Origin of the sequence: Gracilibacillus salinarum (assembly GCF_022919575.1) — a bacterium.
GTDB classification, from domain to species: Bacteria; Bacillota; Bacilli; order Bacillales; family Amphibacillaceae; genus Gracilibacillus; species Gracilibacillus salinarum.
Map to the genome: position 1 here is coordinate 4,074,319 of NZ_CP095071.1, position 17,863 is coordinate 4,092,181.

The following is a 17,863-nucleotide window of genomic DNA, read 5'->3' on the forward strand; positions in this document are numbered from 1 at the left end:
CATTCACAACATGGAAGCGCTTGCTTACAATGGAGTTACATTAAAGAGGGAGGTAAAACAATGAAAAATAAGAAATGGTGGTTATTTGGATTATTTGTTCTATTACTGATCATAACTGTGGGTTGTTCGGGAGGATCCGATGAGAGTTCATCAGGGGACAGTTCAGAGAACGATTCTGATAAAGTTGAATTGGATTTAGTTTACACAGGAGACCCAGCATGGAGACAAGTGATGGATGAGGTTATATCTTCGTTTAACGAAGAACATCCGGACATTGTTATAAATGGAGAATCAGCTACGGATGGCAGTTACTCAGAGTACTTAAGAACAAAAGATGCAACTGGTGAATTTCCTGATATCTTTGAATTGATGGATGTTCAGGAATATTATGAAAGTGATAAGCTGGCGCCGATGCCAGACAGTTTAAGCTCGTTAATTCGTAACCCTGTAGAGTTTGACGGGACAGCATATGTATTACCAACTTCAGCAACAGCCCTTGGTTATATTTATAATAAGAAGTTCTTTGAAGAGAATGGTCTTAACCAAGAACCTAAAACGTATGATGAATTCCTGGAGGTTATGAATGAAGTCAAGAATTTAGGAGAAACACCTATCGCGGTAGGTGGTCAGGATGTTTGGCATATGGGGTTCTGGCTTAATCATTTCTTAATTAATAATATATTTGCGGAAGATCGCAATTGGAATGCAAAGGTAAACAGTGGAGAAGCCTCATGGACTGATGAAGAACCGACAGAAGCAATGAATCAGATGATGGACTTATTTGAAAGTGGTGTAGTAAGTGACAATTGGATCAGTACTCCAGACAATCAATTAGCAGCTTTAGTAACCAGTGGTAAAGCGATGGGATTTTTCTCAGGGCCATGGATGTTTACCCAATTAAAAGAAGCGGATCCTGAATTTGAAATAGGATATATGCCAGTACCTGATCAAGAAGGCAATATCAATTTGTTTACAGGCGGAACAGGTGCAGGATGGGCACTTTCAAAAACATTAGAGGATGAGCCGGAAAAGATGGAAGCAGCAACTGCTTTTTATCAATATTTTTATCAACCGGATGTTTATAAAAAAGTCTTGGAAAAAATGGGTTCACTGCCGGTTACTGTTGAAGAAGTGTCATATGATGGAATTGATGCGCAAGAACGTCTAATTGAAACGTATAATAATGCCGATGCTACTGTACCTCCAATCAATGAAATGCTGGGTGAAAATCAAATACCTCCAAGTTTCAGGGATTGGTTCTATAAAACTGTGCAGGAATGGATCTTAAGTGATGCTGATGTAGAAGAAGAACTACCTAAGGTAGAGGCGGAATGGGAAAGGTTGCAAGGGCAAGAATAACTGAAAAGATTTACAGACTAGAAGAAAAGCTGAACATAACATTCGTGTTACGTTTAGCTTTTTTTTTTGAAAAATGCTACGAACGCAGAGAGGTTTTGAAAACAAATGAATCATTTTTATACAGTACCATCATCAAAACAAGTCAGAGTAATTATCAATACAGATGCCAAATGCGAAGTGGATGATCAATATGCGGTTGTTCATGCGTTATTAACACCAAGGTTACAGATAAAAGGTTTAATCGGGACTCATTATGGTAAGCGAAGTTCTATTGGTGCAGAGGAATCAACAGCGGAAATTCATCAAGTTCTTAAATTAATGGGGATGACAAATCGATATCGGGTGGTGACAGGAGCGAATCATCAATTGAAAAATAAACAAACGCCGATTCGCACTGAAGGTGGGCGATTAATTATAGAGGAGGCTATGAAAGACGACCCTCTACCTCTATATGTTTTATGTCAAGGTCCATTAACAGACGTCGCATCTGCCTATTTACAAGAACCAAAAATTGCAGATCGCCTCGTTGTCATTTGGATAGGTGGTGGGAAATATCCACATGGTGGATTAGAGTTTAACTTATCTAATGATATGAAAGCAGCCCAGATAGTGTTTAGTTCTTCTCTCAGACTTTGGCAAGTACCCAAAAATGTATATGATATGGTTAGAGTAGGTATAGCTGAACTTGCTATAAAGGTTAGACCAAGAGGAGAGATTGGACGTTATCTTTACGAAGAATTGATTGCACATAATGCTAGAAATGGACATAGAAATCACTGGCCAAAAGGAGAAATGTGGGTATTAGGAGATTCACCTGCAGTTTCCTTATTAATAGATGATCAAGAATTTGACTACAAGGTTATTCAAGCTCCTGCTATTGATGATAATATGAATTATATTTTTAAAAAGAACAATAGAAATATACGGGTGTACGAACGTGTTGACGCACGATTTTTATTAGAAGACTTCTTTGCAAAGCTCGCATTGTTTGCTGATTAACATTTTCTAATGGATAAATAATATCACCAATGAAAGACGATCTAAAAAAACTATACACAGCACTTTAAAAAAGCCATTACAAAATTGAAAACGTTTCCTTACAATATAAATATATAGTTTTAACAGATGAAGGAGAGGATTTCAATGAAGAAAATATGGAATAATCATCGGACTTCACTTATGTTTATTTTTCCAGCATTTTTCTTTTACACATTATTTATCATTTATCCAACAATCGTTAGTATTCCTTATAGTTTCTTTTCTTGGAACGGAATTAGTGACGATATGACGTTTATTGGATGGGACAATTATAGTAACATGTTTCAAAGTGATCGTTTTTATAATTCTGTTTCTAATACTTTTTTGTATGCCGTTGTTAAGACGATTTTAGTAAATATTATAGCACTTGCAGTTGCTGTATTAGTGGACAATGTCATTAAAGGAAAGACTTTTTTTCGGAATGTTATTTTCATTCCGGTATTGTTAAGTGGTATTGTCTTAGGGTTTATTTGGAGTATTATGTATAACTCTAATTTTGGTATCATCAATGCGCTTCTAGCAAATGTGGGCTTAGAGAACTTACAGCAGGATTGGTTAGGAAATCCTGAACTTGCTAGATGGTCTTTAATCGTAACAATGGTTTGGAAACAGATCGGCTATCACATGATTATATACTTAGCTGCCTTACAATCTGTTCCAAAAGAATTATTAGAATCTGCTGATCTAGATGGAGCAACCCCGTGGAAGCGATTCTGGAAAGTAACGTTTCCACTACTGGCAGGTGCTGTTACGATCAATGTGACTTTGTCCTTCTTTAATGGGATGAAAATATTTGAAGAAATTGCCGTCATGACAGATGGGGGACCAGGTTTTACTACGGAGAATTTACCATATCAGATTTATAAGGTTGCCTTTGCAAATTATCAATATGGATATGGTACCGCATTAGCAGTTATTCTCTTCATCCTAACAATGGTGTTAACAGTTGTTCAAAATAAAATACTTTCTAAAAGGGAGATTGATATGTAATGAGAAAAAAGATAAAAGCAAAAGATTGGTTACTGCTGGTATTAACTATAGTCGTTTCCATTATTATCATTTTTCCAGTGTTATTTGCATTCATGTCCGCGTTCAAAAGTAATGGTGAAATTCTCGCTGACCCGTTAGCGTTACCAAGTTCCTTTGGATTTGACAATTTTCAGCGTTTATTTGAGGAAACAAATTTTTTAGAGGCATTTACGAATAGTGTCATAATTACGATATGCTCACTGTTTTTAATTGTGTTAATTATACCGATGGCTGCTTACCCTCTAGCACGACAAAAGGGGAAATTTTATTATATTGTTTACGTTTATTTCATTATGTCATTTATGATTCCGTTCCAAACTTATATGATTCCATTATTTGAACAACTGGATACATTAGGTCTGCTAGGAAATCTATATGGTGTAATTAATCAATATATTGCATTCTCTGTTTCTTTATCGGTGCTTCTTTATACTAGTTTTATCAGAGGTATACCTTATACGCTTGAAGAAGCAGCAGAAATAGATGGAGCAAACAAGTTTACGATATTCTGGAAAATCATCTTTCCTTTAGTTACACCAACGACAGTAACGATAATCGTTCTACAAGGCTTGGGGATTTGGAATGACTTTTTACTTCCTCTACTTGTAATGAGTGGAATGGATGTAAAAACAATTAATGTTGAAATCTATCAATTTATTGGTCTGTATTCTGCACAATGGGGGATTTTATTTGCCGGTACTGTCATTGCGATGACGCCAATGATTATCTTCTTTACAGCTGCACAGCGATATTTTGTAAAAGGTATTACGGCTGGGGCTGTTAAAGCGTAATATTTAATTCTCCAAAAAACAGCCTGTAACAGAGGCTGTTTTTCTTACAAACTAATATGGAGTATATCATTTGCGTATAAAAGAATTTCAGGATTTAGCCTAAAAACATTCAAAATTGATATAAGCGAGGGATAGTAAAATGCTAGATATAAAAACAAAGGAACCTTACATAAATGTGTGGGCTGGAAATTTCTATAAACCTGCATTTGATGATGAGAATTTCGTTGAGTATTCAGTACAATTAGCAGAAAGATTAGGGTTTAACAGCTTTTTATTAGACGCCAAAGCATGGGAGGATTTTCATGATCGTTACAAAGGATTGGATGCAAGTCAATATGTAAAAATGATCGAATTCACTATTGCGACTTTGAAGAAGCATGGACTTAGTCATGAGTTTCTTGCTTTATATTTAAATGGTGATAACTTGTACCCCAATATCCGGTTTAGTCCACCAATTTATGGTGATTCTGTCAGAAACACAGATGGAACAAGTGGAAAATGGTATCGTTACTGGTCCGATAAAGCGAAGGATTCTATGATCGAACACGTGAAAGGCTTATTGACAACTTATGAAGACAACATGGTCAAAGTAGAAGTGAATCAGGAAACTCGTAAACCTATTTGCAGTATGTGGGATCCTATTGTAGCACCAAGTTTCGATCAAGATGGTATCATCAGATACACGTCCTGGTTAGAGAAGCAGTACAATAATGATATTCAATTCTTTAACGAAATCTACCAAACTAATTTTACGTCATTTCATGAATTAACACCAAGTGATTATTGGTATGACCACCATTTTGACGAGATGTTTACTAGCGAAGATGTTGTGAATCAATCACCTAAAGCTATTATGTGGACAGATAATATGAAATGGAGAAAGGAAGAACTATGCCATTATTTCGCGTCTATGCAAAATAGATTAAAAGAAGTAGATCCATCTTTATATTTGAAACCTGATTTGGCGCAATGGAGTTACTTTTTAAATATTGATGGTTCTTTACTTGCTGATGTGGGATTCAGTGAGTTATGGGATACTGCAATGAGGGGAATTGATATTTATAAGCTTTCTCCATATGTTGATGCTACTCATTTCATCACAGTCCCGGTCACGCCATATGGAGACGCCGACCCTTATGTAGTGTCTTGTCAGCATAGTATGATGCGAGTAATGAATGAAGGGAGAGAATTTATCGGTGGAATTTATTGGGGAAGGTTTCTCTATAATGATATCTATGCAACGTTAACACCTGCTGAAATAGTGGGTAGTATGGTTGCCAATGGTATCAGTGGCTACACTTCTTATGGAATGTGTGGACTAGATGATGGAGGCGTGTTACATCGAATGGCTCCTTCTTTCCAAACCTCTTTACAAAAAGCGAATAGCTGGGCAAAAGATGTCATCCCTTTAATTAAAGGCAGCAGGAGAAAAGAAGTTGCGATATTGTTTCCCTCAGCTATGGCTGCATTTGAACCGATGTCAGTCAATGGTAACAAAGAACGCCGAATGGACATGCTAGGGTGGTATCATTCTTGTTGTGACGCTGGCTATGCTACAGATGTAATAGATTTAGATATTATGATTAACCACTTGGATAGCTATAAAGTACTGATTATTAGCGCAAATGATTGTTATCATTTGGAACAGCATGAGGAAGCCGAACACAAGTTAAAATCATGGGTAGAACAGGGAGGTATAATCATTCACAGTCCTCATGATCGTTTAATAGAAAATACTTTCTCTATTAAAGGGGAAGTACATGAGAAAGATTGTATCATCTATCATGAAGGTGGGCTGCCTCAAAGTGAATATTTTGAAAGCTTTGAAGGTGATGAATTAATTGCGACTTATCTGCAAGATGATAAGGGAGCAGTGACAGCTCATCATATCAATAAGGGTACCGTGTATTCCTTTGGGTTTTATTATGGATATTCATATTGCTCAAAGGTTGCACCCCACGTACCACTCGATCAAAAAAATAATGAGTTGTCTCCAATTCCACTGATGAGACACGATATGGTACACGATATTTTGGATGAGCATATTAATCGAAGTTCGCGTTTTTATCAAAAAGAAGTAGAAACGGCTGAATTTGATAATGGCATGGTAATTGTTAATCATAGCTCCTATCCGGTTTCATTGGAAGATTTAGAAGGAAAACGACACTTTCAGTTTCCGGTCACAACAGATTTGCTATTACCAAGAACTTCAGTTTTTATTGAAAAAGTTACATGATTTAGCGAACTAGCAAGTGACTATGTACGAGGAGGTATAAAATGATCCAGAACCCTATTTTACCCGGTTTTAATCCAGATCCGTCTTTCTTAAGAGTGGGAGATGACTATTATATAGCAACCTCCACCTTCGAATGGTTTCCAGGTGTTAGAATTCATCATTCCAAGGATTTAAACAATTGGCGATTGCTAACTTACCCGCTTACAAGAATATCGCAATTGAACTTAATAGGACATCCAAGCTCTGGTGGTGCGTGGGCACCAAATTTAACTTATAATGATGGTGTCTTCTATTTAATTTATACAGATGTCAAAACGAAAAGCGGACCATATAAGGATTGCCATAATTATTTAGTGACCGCAACCAATATAGAAGGACCATGGTCTGACCCGATTTTTTTAAATAGTTCTGGTTTTGACCCGGCACTATTTCATGATGAGGACGGTCGTAAGTGGTTAATGAATATGCAATGGGATTTCCGCAAAAAGGAAAAAACTTTTCATGGTATTCTGCTCCAGGAATATGATGCTGAAGAAAAGAAACTGACCGGTCCTGTTCGTAAAATAATTGAAGGAGAAGACCATGTGTTGGAAGGATCTAATTTATATAAAGTGAATGGCTATTATTATATCATTCTCGCAGATGGTGGAACTGGCTTTAACCATTCTGTTTCTGTAAGGAGATCTAAAAATATCCAAGGACCTTATGAACAAGATCCAATGCCGCAAATTTTAACCGCCAGAAATCATCCCGAACATCCTGTACAGCGAGCAGGTCATGGATCACTCGTAGAAACTCAAACAGGTGATTGGTATATGGCTTACTTAAGTGCCCGACCACTGGCAAATAAGGAATGCCCGCTAGGACGTGAAACCTCCTTGCAAAAGTGTATATGGACGGATGACGGCTGGCTGCGTATGGCGGAAGGAGATGGGCTGCCGACAGCAGAGACAGAAGCACCTGGATTACCAGAGACGACTTTTCCAAGCAGAGCAGAAAAAGATGATTTTAATGAATCAGAATTATCCTTCATTTATCAATCATTACGAGTACCGGTAACACAAGATTGGGCCAACTTAACAGAAAGGCCGGGCTACCTTAGATTACATGGCAGAGAATCATTGCGATCCCTTCACAGACAGAGTGTGATTGCACGAAGTATCGAAAGTTATGCGATGCAGGCAGAGACTGTAGTGGAGTTCTCTCCTGATACGTTTATGCAAAAGGCTGGGCTAATTTGTGTGTTTGATGAAATGGACTTATTTTATCTGCATGTGACGTATGATGAAAAATATCAGAAAGTCATTCAAATTATTCAGCATGACCAGGGGGAGTACGATGAATTATTAGAATCGCCTGTTCCGGTTAAGCAAGATCAATCTGTTTATTTCAAAGTCGTTATACTTGGGGAAAGGTTGCAATTCTATTATCGAGTAGCCTCGAGTGAATGGAATGAGGTTGGTCCGGCACTACCATTTGGGAATTTAGGTGATGAATACGGAGGGAAGTTAGGCTTTACAGGCGCATTCGTCGGAGTATGTTGTCAAGACCTGTCTGGACAAAAAACATACGCTGATTTTGACTATTTTGCATATAAAAACTTGTAAGAGACCAGCACGGGCGATGCTATAAAAAAACATAAAGGGTGATAAAAGTGAAAAACGCAATATTTGTGATGAATCAAGATACTTTTTCAATAGTGTATCCTGCTTTTATTCGAAAAGAGATCAGCAGTCAGGTCAATATTGTGGCGGAACCGATGACACAAGAGCAGTTAAGGAATAATTTATCGTTGCTGCAAGAAGTCGAAATTATCATTACTGGCTGGGGAGCCCCTGTAATTGATCAGGAACTATTAGACCATGCGCCACGTCTGGAACTTATCCTATATGGAGCGGGCTCTATTAAAGCGATCGCCAAAGAGGCTGCATGGGAAAGTGGTATTCGTTTTACCACAGCAGTGGCAGCTAACGCAACACCAGTAGCTGAGTTTACCATATCTCAAATTTTATTCTGTCTGAAAAACGGTTGGTGTTTTGTTCGGGATATACAAGAAACGAAGCAATTTCCATCCAAACCTTTTGCTGTGAAGGGGGCGTTTCGAAGTAAAATTGGTCTGATTTCACTTAGTACAGTGGGGCGGCATACCTTAGAGCTGTTGCGCCCGTTTGACATAGATGTTTTAGCCTATGATCCTTTTGTTACAGAGGAAGAAGCTGATCAACTAGGTGTTACCCTTTGCTCTTTAGAGGAAGTATTCCAGCAAGCAGATGTTGTTTCCCTGCATACACCACTTCTCGAAGAAACAATAGGCATGATTGAGGGAGAACATTTTCGCTTGATGAAACAGGGATCAAGTTTTATCAATACAGCAAGAGGTGCGATCGTAAAAGAAGAAGAAATGGTGAACGTTTTACAAGAGCGTACCGATATTACAGCTGTGCTAGATGTGACGAATCCAGAACCACCATCTGAGGATTCCTTTTTATATCAACTGCCGAATGTTGTTATTACACCGCACATGGCTGGCAGTGAAGGAGAAGAGTGTGGGCGTATGGGGGTTTATATGTTAGAGGAATTAAAGCGTTATCTTACAGATCAGCCATTGGAATGGGAAGTGACGAAAGAACAATTTATTCGGATGGCCTAAATTAGAAAGGAGTGCCAATATGAAATTAGGTATGTGTTCGATAACGTTTCGGCATAAAAACACGCATGAAATAATCGAATTAACCAAAAAGGCAGAACTGGATGCGATTGAATGGGGCGCAGATGTTCATGTACCAGTGGGGGACATACAGACAGCTGAAGATGTTGGCGCGAGGACGAGAAATGCAGGATTAGAAGTCAGTTCATATGGCTCTTATTACCGATTGGCGGAACAAGAAGCACAACACTATACATTTGAAACAGTATGTCAAACAGCAAAGGCTTTAGGTGCACCAGCCATCCGGGTATGGGCAGGTGCCCTTGGCAGTGCTAAGGCAAGTGGCGACTATCGTGAACGAGTCGCTGGGGATGCGAGACGAATAGGCGACCTCGCATATGCCGAAGGAATTAGTATTCATTTAGAGTTTCATGATCATACATTAACAGATACAAAGGAAAGTGCTCAGCAATTATTACAGAACGTTTCGCATCATAATGTGTATACCTATTGGCAGCCTCCTAATCAGGTATCTGTAGCAGAGAGGCTTGCCAGTATCGAAGCGGTGAAACCATGGATCACCAATATCCATGTATTCCATTGGTATTCCTTTGAAAAGCGCATGCATTTATCAGAAGGAATCGATGAATGGCACCAGTATTTAGAGAAAATCAGTCAAGATGGCAAAGAACGTTATCTGTTAATGGAGTTTGTAAAAGATGATGATGTAGACCAGTTTTTGCAAGATGCGAGAGCATTACAGAAATTAAAGTATAGTAACCATACCTCATAAAAGATATAACTTATGTGTGTTAGCAGGGGCTAAGTTCGTACCTTGCTAACACACCGTTTACGTATTGTATTACTGCTTTTTACGCTTATTTTTCCATGCAATCCTCTTGCTAAGATACCTCCAATTGACATAACAAAAGGAACTATAGGAGAAGTGTTAGAAATGATTTTCTTTTCCTCTGTACGATTTCTTTTCTGCAACCAGCTTGCTACTTGTTCAATAGCAGGTACTACATATTTATTATTTCTTCTGCCAATGGTATAAACATCTTTTTCATCATCATCGATACCATGAAAAATTAATTTTCCGAGGCCTTTTTTTCTTTAATTGATTAAAATAATGTACATGGACGATTTCATCCGTAGGTCTGTTGGCGATCTGTTTAAATGATAGGCTACAACAGCAAGTGATTGTAGTATGAGTGCCTACGAAATCATTGTATATAAATATCACTAATATTACTCCTTGTGTATTTTATTATTATTTCGCCAATTAAACTAAACTTTATGAGCTTATATGTGAAATGAATGATGTACTAACTTTTTCATTTTTTACCAATGATGATATTATTCATAAGATTTCCGAATTTTAGTGTTTTATCCTTCTTTAAAGGAAAAAGGTACAACGATGTAAAGTGCTGATTGGATGAACTTGAATAACGCAGTCATGTAGCCAAACAACAAAATAACAAATGACCATGTGGAGGAAGTTGCAGTCACGATAGCCGAATGAACACAATTCTTGGTGTTTGTTCGGCTATTGCTTTGTTCAACCACTATTTTGCCTCCTCTCTCTTTAAGTTTTTTACGAACAAACCTAGTTATAATCTAATCGAAAATATATAATAGAATAATATAAAGGATGATATATTTAGTGACTACTGTTAATAAAGACAGTGTTACAGAACAATTTCTCGTACGATATGAAAAATACTGGAGGTAAATGATGAATCAAGAAGCACAAGCATACTGGAATGAATATTGGGGTGAACAGGATCAACCTGAAAATGTCAGTGCATGGCAATTCGGCGCTGATCCTGATTACCTCGCACAATTAGTGATTGATGGAATCAAAACGGCAACATGCTCGGCTCATTTATTTTATGAATTGGAGAATGAACCTCTGCCGACAACAGAGGATTACAGTATTGTATTAAATAGTGAAGATAAGCCAGTTGCACTTATAAAGACGGTAGAAGTTACATTAACACCTATGAATGAGGTATCAGCAGAATTTGCTGCTGCAGAAGGTGAAGGAGATAAGTCTTATCAGTATTGGTGGAAAGCTCATGAAACATTTTTTCGAAACGAATTGAATGCAATTGGGCGGGAATTTTCTGAAGATATGTTATTGGTATGTGAGCGGTTTGAAGTGATTGATGTGAAGTGAAAATGAACCTTACTATTCGAGTTTAGGTAAAAAATACTCTTGTCATGCACAAAAGCAATCGATCTTTGGAATTAACCTATAATTCAAACCGTTACTATATGCAACAAATACATAAAAAGGAGAAGCCAATGATCTTCCAACCAATTACTGAACACAACCTAACACTAGCATCTGACATTGTCCATTCAAATCCAGCATACAATATACTGGAGAATGGCAATGCTTCACGATCTATGTCTGAAATTAGAAAAGAATTCTTAAATGGTAAAACCGAAAGTTATCTTATCATAGATGGAGAAAAAACGATTGGTGTTGTTGATTTTTTAGACAATAATCCTCGCGACAATCATCCGTGGATAGGGTTTTTGATGATCAAAAAAGAGTATCAATTACTAGGATGCGGAAAAAGGGCTTATGAAGCTTTTGAAAAAAATTAAAAGAGCAAAGCTATCATGTTGTACATATTGGTATTCTCGAATACAATGAAGGAGCCAAACACTTTTGGGAATCGATGGGATTTACGTTCTATGAAAATCGTGAATGGAACAGCAAGACTGTGCACTGTTACGAAAAACAGTTCTCGTAAAACGACAGAAAATAGATATAACTTGAGGAGTGATTTTACATGACTGTGATGAATCCAGCTGGTTTTCTAAACAGACTTTGTGCAAGATTTTTAGATGGCATTCTGATTACGCTAGTGAGCGGATTTTTGACATTAGCGATCTATGGGGAATTTTTAAGAGATGATTATTATTTTACTGATTGGTTAGGCGTTATCTATGGGTTACTTCTGCCAGTTGTGTGGTATGGTTATACAATTGGGAGAAGACTTACCGGTAATCGTATTGTGAAATTAGATGGTAGTAAAGTAGGCATAGGGAACATGTTGTTACGAGATATTGTCGCAGGTATGATATATGCTTTCACGTTTGGTATCGGTTTAATAGTTAGTGCGTTTATGGTGGGGATCAGAGAAGATAAACGTGCTATTCATGACTTTATTGCCAGAACGTATGTAACAACAGAACCGGCAACAGAAGCAGAATAAGTATGCATGAACGTCCATTCTATTAGAATGGACGTTCTAGTTCGTAACGCTCGCGATAAGCTCAAGATACAGAAGAAACTTATGTTAGACTTTTCCCTACCTTTTCTAAACCGTCATACAAGTGACAGTGCTAAAAGTGATATACTGGTAGTAAGAAGAATAAGGGAGTATACATAAATGATGAAGCCAAGATCTAGAAAAGAAGAACTGGAATGGACAAGAAATCGAATCTTACAGGTAGCAGAAGATTTATTCATGGAGAAAGGATTCCGAGCTGTCACGACGAGAGAGATAGCTGCAAAATGTGAGATTACCCAGCCTGCTCTATATTATCATTATACAGATAAGCAATCCCTGTATATTGCGATGTTACATAGATTTGTCCAGAGTATCCAAAAAAAGCTGACTGCGATTAATGAAACTACGATGGCAAAGCGATTGGAGTTGATGCTGGAAGTACTGGCGGAGGAGCATCCTTCGAGCATCATGATGATGATTCATGATATTTCGGTTGAATTCAAGGAAGAGAATCAACGTAAGATCTATTCATTATGGAGAGAAACATATTTAGAACCCTTCTTACATCTATTTGAAGAAATGAGAAGTAAGGGTGAATTAAGAGATAGCATTGAACCGGAAGAAGCGGCAAGGTTTTGCTTATTAACAATTGGCCAAACCATATCTAATAGAAGACAGAGAACAAAATCATTAGCTGGTGAATACGCATTACTTGTAGACTTGATCCTTCATGGGACGAAAAAATCCTAAGAAGGATCTTTTTTTATAAGCAAAGAAAGTATATAAGTACAGTCGTAGAAGTAATTATGCTGAATAGAAAGATAGGTTCCTATAATATGGATTATGTTAACTAAGGCTGTATGGCAAAACGGTCATTTTGAAATATTTTATCTGCGTTGCAAAGCTCCGGAAATAGGCTCCGCGTCCTGTGGGCACGGCTTCAGCTAATTTCCTACGCTTTAGGGAAGTGCTACAATGTATAGAACAGCTAAAAGCAGTGGTTCTAGGCACTATGTTATTCAAAAGCTGTTATTTATGGTGTGATCAATATGCTATCAATTCCAAAAGTTGTAGAGCAAACATCCTAGCGTAGGCCAACCACGTAGACTCCCGCGGGATTATGCAGGTGCTGAAGATCCACTTTGTGAAGTGATCTTCTTCACAAAGTTAGCTTCAGCCGTGCCCCGCAGGACGCGAAGTGGTTGGCTGGAGCGGTATCCTAGCACATGAATCCTTTCAAAATCACCACTAAGCAGCTAGTTAACATAATCCATATTATAGGAAGTTGTTTATTGATTAAGTCAATTAGGACCGGGTGGTTTATGCCCGTTTTTTCTTAAATCTTCACTTATCAATTGATAAGTGAAATGCAAATGTGATATAAAGGAACTATACCGTATGGTGGTAATTTTTCGTGAAAAAACTAATATATAGCTGTTAAGTAAAAAGTTTCACTCTTGAGAAGGAAGGGTACTATGTAGTTATCTGTTTTTATTATTGTATGTCAAATTTCCTATTCAACTAAATAGAGAAAGTTCCCATTGAACGCTAATTACAATTTAAAAATATATCAGTAGGTAAGGAGATAGAACCTCATGAAGAAAAAGGTAATTGTCATAGGAGCGGGAGTTGCGGGATTAGCAAGTGCAATCAGACTTCAGCATGCTGGTTATCAAGTGGAACTGTATGAAAAAGAAGCGATTCCCGGTGGTAAGATGCATAAGATCGAACAGGACGGTTTTCAGTTCGATCTAGGTCCCAGCATCGTCATGATGCCTGAACTGTATCGGGAAATATTTGAGTTAGCAGGCCGAGATCCTGATGATTACATTCCAATGGAAAAAATAGATCCGATGTATACCGTGTTCTTCGGAGGCAGCCGAAAAGGGACGTATGATATATCCTCAGATCTAACAGACCTAATGAAAACGCTGGAAAAATTCAGTGACAAGGACGCGAGTGGCTTTCTCACGTACTTAGATAAAATATACAAACGATTCCTGGTAGCAAAAAATCATTTTCTGCAACGCCCATTTCGAAAGCATACAGACTTCTATAATCCATATATGCTTTGGCAAGGTTTGAAGCTGAAAACATTAGGAAATGCCGACCGTTTTATTAGTAAATACATAAAGGATGAACGACTGAAACAAATGATTAGTTTCCAAACCTTATATATTGGCATCTCTCCATTAAACGGCCCTTCTTTATACACGATTATTCCAATGATTGAACTGTTATATGGTGTGTGGTTTATCAAAGGTGGCATGTATACCATGGCGCAATCAATGGAACGATTGTTTATCGAATTAGGTGGAAAGGTACATTATCATGCGAATGTGGAAGAAATCCTTATTGATAATCAACAGGCTAAAGGTATTAAAGTGAATGAACAAGAAGTCTATGCAGATTATGTGATGTGCAATGCTGACTTTCCATATGCGATGAAACAGTTGGTTCAGGATACTAAGGCAAAAGGTAAATATACCGATAAGAAAATAGACAGTATGAAATATTCCTGCTCCTGCTTCATTATGTATTTGGGCATGAACAAGAAATATGAAGAGGTATCGAATATCCATAATTTTGTTTTTAGTGATGACTTGGAAACAAACCTGGAACAGATCTTTAATGGCGATAAAATCGATGACCCTTCCTTTTATGTCTACATCGGTTCCAAAATGGACAAAACATTAGCTCCTGAAGGACAGGATGGGCTATATATACTTGTACCAGTATCGGATTTATCTACAGCTGATTATCCTTGGGATGAAGACACGATTCAATATTATCGATCCTTGGTCATCAGGAAGCTGATGAATACCGATGGTTTTGGAAATTTAGAGGAAGATATTATTTCCGAAACGTATATGACTCCTGAAGATTTCAAGTCAAAATTTAATGCTTACAATGGTGCGTGTTTTGGGTTACGACCTACGCTAAAACAAAGTAATCATATGCGTCCTCAAAGTAAAGCGAAAAATTGTGAAAACCTCTATTTTACCGGAAGCAGTACACATCCAGGTGCTGGTGTTCCGATCGTATTGTTGTCAGCCAAAATTGCCAGTGGCGAATTGATGTTGGATGATGGTAAGCATGTTTCTCAATAACAGGAGGGTTGGCATGAAGACTACGAATCAATTAAAACAAGACTATCTTTATTGTAAACAAATTATTCGCAGACATTCCAAAAGTTTTTATTATTCCTTTTCACGACTTCCGAAAGATAAAGCTAATGCTGTATTTGCGATTTATGCTTTTTGCAGGTTGGCTGATGATAGTGTAGATAATGTAATAAGCAAAGAAGAACAGATAGAAAGGCTGGAAGCAGTAGAAAGAGAATTATCATTATTTAACGAAGGAATACCAGTGGATAAGCCAATCTGGAGAGCGCTGCACGATGTTTTTGATCGTTATGACATGGATATAGAGCCCTTCTTTGATCAATTAAAAGGACAACGAATGGACATAGATTTTCAGCAGCCAGCAACATTGGATCAAGTAGAAAAGTATAGCTATTATGTAGCGGGGTCAGTTGGATTAATGCTATTACCAATCATCTCATCCCAATCAACAATAGATCTTAGGCAACAAGCTATTAGTTTAGGAGCTGCTATGCAGTTAACCAATATATTACGAGATATCGGCGAAGACTATCAGGAAATTCATCGTATTTATTTGCCTGAACAGTTAATGATAGAAGCATCCTATACAGAAACAGATTTAGCCAATGGCGTAGTTAATCTTGCTTTTATCCAGATTTTTGAGAAAATAGCTCATCGCGCTGATGAATTGTATGATGATTTTTACAAGAAATTGGATTATTTTGATAGGGATAGCAGATTACCGGTGATACTATCTGCAAAAGTATATCGTGGTATCTTAACATCGATTCGCAATAATAATTATGACTGTTTTGGTCAAGAAAATGCATTATCAGCGGAAGAAATGGAAGATATTCACCAGGCACTTCAATTATAACGTGATCATAACAGACAGATAGGAGGACAGATGTATGGCACATCCCAAAACAGTTGTCATTGTTGGGGGAGGTCTTGGTGGACTGTCAGCAGCTATTTCGTTGGCACAGCATGGTTATCAAGTATCTCTCTTTGAAAAGAATAGTCATCCTGGTGGCAAATTAAATCGACTCGAGCAGGACGGATTCGGGTTTGACTTGGGTCCATCGATGTTAACAATGCCCGAAATATTTGAACGCTTGTTCCATAGAAGTGGTAAAGAGATGAGAGATTACTTTCCAGTCCAACGTTTGGATCATGAGATTCGTGGTTTTTTTACCGATCGTACCACAATCGATTTATACCGTGATTTGCAGTATATGCTTCGGACGAATGATCAGCTCAGTCAACGTGATATCGCTGAATACAAGGATTTCTTAGACTATGCAAAAAAATTGTATCGGTCTACTGAACAAAGTTATTTCGCTAAAGGGTTGGACACCACGAAAGAGATTGTCAAACATCAAGGTATTTTCGCTTCTTTAAAAGGCTTTGACTTGTTTTCGACTATGTATGAAGCGATAGCGAAAAGGATCAGTAATCCCAAGCTGCGAACCCTTTTATCCTACTTCATTAAATATGTAGGGTCTTCGCCATACGACGCACCTGCTATTTTAAATATGTTGATTTACATGCAACACGCACAAGGACTTTGGTATGTTCCTGGTGGCATGCATCAGATCGCACTTGGCATGGAGAAATTAGCAGTAGAAATTGGAGTCGAGCTCCATTATAACCAGGAAGTTAAGAAGTTAGTAAAAAATAAGAATAAGAAAATTGTTGCTGCTGAATTGTTGAATGGAGAACACATACATGCAGATTATTTTATTTCCAATATGGAAGTAATTCCGGCTTATCGTAATTTGTTAGAGGAGGATACAGCCTATCTGTCAAATCTAGAGAAAAAATTTGAACCATCCAGTTCAGGGCTTGTTTTACATCTAGGGGTAAGGAAGACATATCCGCAACTAGCCCATCATAATTTTTTCTTTTCCGAAAATCTAAAAGAGCAAATGCACCATATTTTTCATCATCATCAGTTACCGGATGATCCAACTATTTATGTCGTTAATGTAAATAAAACAGACCCAAAGCAAGCGCCAGCAGGGCACGAAAACATAAAAATACTGCCGCATATTCCCTATATTCAGGATACAGCCTTTACCGATGAGGATTACAAACGCTTTAGGGAACAAGTGCTGTTGAAACTAGAGGGCATGGGATTAGATGGATTGAGGGATCATATCGTTACAGAGGACATGTGGACTCCGCATGATATCGAGCGAATGTACTACTCTCACAGAGGATCCATATATGGTACGCTATCAGACAAAAAGAAAAATAAAGGTTTTAAGCATCCGAAACAAAGTAAACGATATTCTAATCTATATTTTGTTGGAGGTTCGGTTAACCCTGGCGGTGGCATGCCAATGGTAACGCTAAGTGGTCAGCAAGTAAAGGATATGATTCTGACAAGAGACGGTAAAGCTTAA

17 protein-coding genes are annotated in these 17,863 nt (G+C 37.7%); 15 read left to right on the top strand and 2 right to left on the bottom strand.

Annotation, left to right across the window (positions count from 1 at the left end):
• Positions 1-60: 60 nt before the first annotated feature.
• From MUN87_RS19240 to MUN87_RS19275, 8 genes are all read left to right on the top strand, one after another.
• A complete protein-coding gene (locus tag MUN87_RS19240) occupies positions 61-1,359 on the top strand; it encodes an ABC transporter substrate-binding protein (protein ID WP_244742980.1) in 1,299 nt (432 codons plus the stop codon).
• 105 nt (positions 1,360-1,464) lie between these two features.
• The gene (locus tag MUN87_RS19245) at positions 1,465-2,358 is read left to right on the top strand and encodes a nucleoside hydrolase (RefSeq protein WP_244742983.1); all 894 of its coding nucleotides are present in this window, start codon (positions 1,465-1,467) and stop codon (positions 2,356-2,358) included.
• Between the two features lie 144 nt (positions 2,359-2,502).
• Positions 2,503-3,387, top strand: a complete 885-nt coding sequence (locus MUN87_RS19250) for a carbohydrate ABC transporter permease (protein WP_244742985.1) — start codon at positions 2,503-2,505, stop codon at positions 3,385-3,387.
• The gene (locus MUN87_RS19255; protein ID WP_244742988.1) at positions 3,387-4,217 is read left to right on the top strand and encodes a carbohydrate ABC transporter permease; all 831 of its coding nucleotides are present in this window, start codon (positions 3,387-3,389) and stop codon (positions 4,215-4,217) included. Before MUN87_RS19250 ends, MUN87_RS19255 begins: the two co-directional genes overlap by 1 nt.
• A 139-nt stretch (positions 4,218-4,356) precedes the next feature.
• Entirely contained in the window at positions 4,357-6,453 is a 2,097-nt protein-coding gene (locus MUN87_RS19260; RefSeq protein WP_244742990.1) for a type 1 glutamine amidotransferase family protein, read from the top strand.
• A gap of 41 nt (positions 6,454-6,494) precedes the next feature.
• Positions 6,495-8,060, top strand: coding sequence for a glycoside hydrolase family 43 protein (locus MUN87_RS19265; protein WP_244742993.1), 1,566 nt, complete (start codon positions 6,495-6,497; stop codon positions 8,058-8,060).
• A gap of 47 nt (positions 8,061-8,107) precedes the next feature.
• Entirely contained in the window at positions 8,108-9,103 is a 996-nt protein-coding gene (locus MUN87_RS19270) for a hydroxyacid dehydrogenase (RefSeq protein WP_244742996.1), read from the top strand.
• 19 nt (positions 9,104-9,122) lie between these two features.
• A complete protein-coding gene (locus MUN87_RS19275) occupies positions 9,123-9,893 on the top strand; it encodes a sugar phosphate isomerase/epimerase family protein (protein ID WP_244742998.1) in 771 nt (256 codons plus the stop codon).
• A 29-nt stretch (positions 9,894-9,922) separates the two neighbouring features.
• Here the strand turns inward: MUN87_RS19275 and MUN87_RS22470 are convergent, their stop codons facing one another.
• Both MUN87_RS22470 and MUN87_RS19280 read right to left on the bottom strand, forming a co-directional pair.
• Positions 9,923-10,192 carry a DUF3189 family protein gene (locus MUN87_RS22470; protein ID WP_369414033.1) on the bottom strand — a complete coding sequence of 90 codons (270 nt, stop codon included), beginning with the start codon at positions 10,190-10,192 and terminating at the stop codon, positions 9,923-9,925.
• 297 nt (positions 10,193-10,489) lie between these two features.
• Positions 10,490-10,669 carry a hypothetical protein gene (locus MUN87_RS19280; RefSeq protein WP_244743000.1) on the bottom strand — a complete coding sequence of 60 codons (180 nt, stop codon included), beginning with the start codon at positions 10,667-10,669 and terminating at the stop codon, positions 10,490-10,492.
• 169 nt (positions 10,670-10,838) lie between these two features.
• On the opposite strand from MUN87_RS19280, the gene MUN87_RS19285 reads away from it, so the two are divergent.
• The 7 genes from MUN87_RS19285 to MUN87_RS19315 all read left to right on the top strand — a co-directional run bounded on the left by MUN87_RS19285 (position 10,839) and on the right by MUN87_RS19315 (position 17,863).
• The gene (locus tag MUN87_RS19285) at positions 10,839-11,282 is read left to right on the top strand and encodes an ASCH domain-containing protein (protein WP_244748017.1); all 444 of its coding nucleotides are present in this window, start codon (positions 10,839-10,841) and stop codon (positions 11,280-11,282) included.
• A gap of 128 nt (positions 11,283-11,410) precedes the next feature.
• Positions 11,411-11,719 (top strand): GNAT family N-acetyltransferase, encoded by a 309-nt coding sequence (locus tag MUN87_RS19290; protein ID WP_244743003.1) that lies wholly within the window; start codon positions 11,411-11,413, stop codon positions 11,717-11,719.
• Positions 11,720-11,907: 188 nt separating this feature from the next.
• The gene (locus MUN87_RS19295; protein WP_244743006.1) at positions 11,908-12,333 is read left to right on the top strand and encodes an RDD family protein; all 426 of its coding nucleotides are present in this window, start codon (positions 11,908-11,910) and stop codon (positions 12,331-12,333) included.
• Between the two features lie 177 nt (positions 12,334-12,510).
• The gene (locus MUN87_RS19300; protein ID WP_244743008.1) at positions 12,511-13,101 is read left to right on the top strand and encodes a TetR/AcrR family transcriptional regulator; all 591 of its coding nucleotides are present in this window, start codon (positions 12,511-12,513) and stop codon (positions 13,099-13,101) included.
• A gap of 845 nt (positions 13,102-13,946) precedes the next feature.
• Positions 13,947-15,461 (top strand): phytoene desaturase family protein, encoded by a 1,515-nt coding sequence (locus MUN87_RS19305; protein WP_244743011.1) that lies wholly within the window; start codon positions 13,947-13,949, stop codon positions 15,459-15,461.
• 13 nt (positions 15,462-15,474) lie between these two features.
• The gene (locus MUN87_RS19310) at positions 15,475-16,332 is read left to right on the top strand and encodes a phytoene/squalene synthase family protein (protein ID WP_244743014.1); all 858 of its coding nucleotides are present in this window, start codon (positions 15,475-15,477) and stop codon (positions 16,330-16,332) included.
• Between the two features lie 34 nt (positions 16,333-16,366).
• A complete protein-coding gene (locus tag MUN87_RS19315) occupies positions 16,367-17,863 on the top strand; it encodes a phytoene desaturase family protein (RefSeq protein ID WP_244743015.1) in 1,497 nt (498 codons plus the stop codon).

Coding starts and splice junctions, on each gene's coding strand:
- MUN87_RS19265 (WP_244742993.1), top strand. CDS start 6,495: ATGATCCAGAACCCTATTTTACCCGGTTTTAATCCAGATCCGTCTTTC.
- MUN87_RS19245 (WP_244742983.1), top strand. CDS start 1,465: ATGAATCATTTTTATACAGTACCATCATCAAAACAAGTCAGAGTAATT.
- MUN87_RS19250 (WP_244742985.1), top strand. CDS start 2,503: ATGAAGAAAATATGGAATAATCATCGGACTTCACTTATGTTTATTTTT.
- MUN87_RS19255 (WP_244742988.1), top strand. CDS start 3,387: ATGAGAAAAAAGATAAAAGCAAAAGATTGGTTACTGCTGGTATTAACT.
- MUN87_RS19310 (WP_244743014.1), top strand. CDS start 15,475: ATGAAGACTACGAATCAATTAAAACAAGACTATCTTTATTGTAAACAA.
- MUN87_RS19290 (WP_244743003.1), top strand. CDS start 11,411: ATGATCTTCCAACCAATTACTGAACACAACCTAACACTAGCATCTGAC.
- MUN87_RS19240 (WP_244742980.1), top strand. CDS start 61: ATGAAAAATAAGAAATGGTGGTTATTTGGATTATTTGTTCTATTACTG.
- MUN87_RS19315 (WP_244743015.1), top strand. CDS start 16,367: ATGGCACATCCCAAAACAGTTGTCATTGTTGGGGGAGGTCTTGGTGGA.
- MUN87_RS19285 (WP_244748017.1), top strand. CDS start 10,839: ATGAATCAAGAAGCACAAGCATACTGGAATGAATATTGGGGTGAACAG.
- MUN87_RS19305 (WP_244743011.1), top strand. CDS start 13,947: ATGAAGAAAAAGGTAATTGTCATAGGAGCGGGAGTTGCGGGATTAGCA.
- MUN87_RS19260 (WP_244742990.1), top strand. CDS start 4,357: ATGCTAGATATAAAAACAAAGGAACCTTACATAAATGTGTGGGCTGGA.
- MUN87_RS19275 (WP_244742998.1), top strand. CDS start 9,123: ATGAAATTAGGTATGTGTTCGATAACGTTTCGGCATAAAAACACGCAT.
- MUN87_RS19295 (WP_244743006.1), top strand. CDS start 11,908: ATGACTGTGATGAATCCAGCTGGTTTTCTAAACAGACTTTGTGCAAGA.
- MUN87_RS19300 (WP_244743008.1), top strand. CDS start 12,511: ATGATGAAGCCAAGATCTAGAAAAGAAGAACTGGAATGGACAAGAAAT.